Below are 1106 nucleotides of genomic sequence, written 5' to 3'. Positions count from 1 at the left end.
TTTAATACTCTAAGTGGTTTATCTACATCAGACCAATTAAAATTCTCTTCATCCCAGATTTTAAGATCATAAAAAGTACCTGTGGTTCTTTCTTCATCTCCGGGATTAATACCTTCATATATATGATCAGGCTTTCTGTTTTTAGTTAAACCTTCAGCATCTTTTATTAAATTATTTTCCTGTTTAACTCTAACTACTACATCTTTATTATTTCTTATACAGGTATTGATAAATGGTGCATTTATGTAGAGTGAATCAACCACAATTACATCACAATACTGGTGATGATCCCTGTTGAGACTCCTAACAAGCTTTTTAGCTGCAGTTAGCTCACCTTCTCCAGCCTCAATTCTCTCCATCTTTAAAATCGGAGCAAAGCCTTCACCCACATAAGAGGCTGCTATCATTTTTTCATGATATTTTATTGATTTACCCTCATTGTGCTCATATTTATGAGCGTTTTTACCTAATCTCTCACTTTCCATGCTAAAGACATTGCTGCCATCTATTGCAACTACCTTTAAACCATCTATTGTATTCGCGTTTAATGATTTATTATATCTGGCTTTCTGAATAGTATCTACTGCTATCTGTCTTAGATCATCCAAATTAGCATGCTTTAGAGCATAGGATATGGTATCTGCAGATGGTAGATTTGTATTCTCAAAAAACTCATCAAAATCACCATCATTAATTGCCTCTTCCATAGTTTTAAAATTGTGCAATCCAGACATTAAAGAAAAAAGATTAACTAAAATTACAGTTGGTAGTTTTACTGAAGGATGAACTCTTTTATCTTCAATCTGCTCTAATTTTTGAATTAAATCGTAGACCCTGTTACAATATTGATAACAACTTAATGTATGATTTTTAGTTTTCATTTTTCCCCGTCTCCTTTTTTGTGTGTTTTTCTTGTCAATTAACACTTTCAAAAAAGGGCGGGGATTTCCTTTATTAAAGCCCGAATTATCAATCATCATAAGGTTTTTAATTGGGATAATTGTATGACTAATATTTCTAATATTCTTTATTTTGGAACTACTGCTGAGAATACTGTTTGAACTGTATTCTCCTTATTTTTTAAAAATCATTTGCGGAATCTCTGG

The 1106-nt window shown here is 32.0% G+C and carries 1 protein-coding gene; it reads right to left on the bottom strand.

Annotation, left to right across the window (positions count from 1 at the left end; all coding sequences use genetic code 11):
- On the bottom strand, nucleotides 1-881 hold an 881-nt coding region (locus tag C8C76_RS15010; protein ID WP_108143066.1), incomplete at its 3' end, for a hypothetical protein.
- Nucleotides 882-1106 lie beyond the last annotated feature (225 nt).

It is taken from the genome of Halanaerobium saccharolyticum (assembly GCF_003053565.1).
Lineage (GTDB): Bacteria > Bacillota > Halanaerobiia > Halanaerobiales > Halanaerobiaceae > Halanaerobium > Halanaerobium saccharolyticum_B.
The sequence above is the reverse complement of the archived record's forward strand: the minus strand, read 5'-3'. Positions and strand labels throughout refer to the sequence as shown.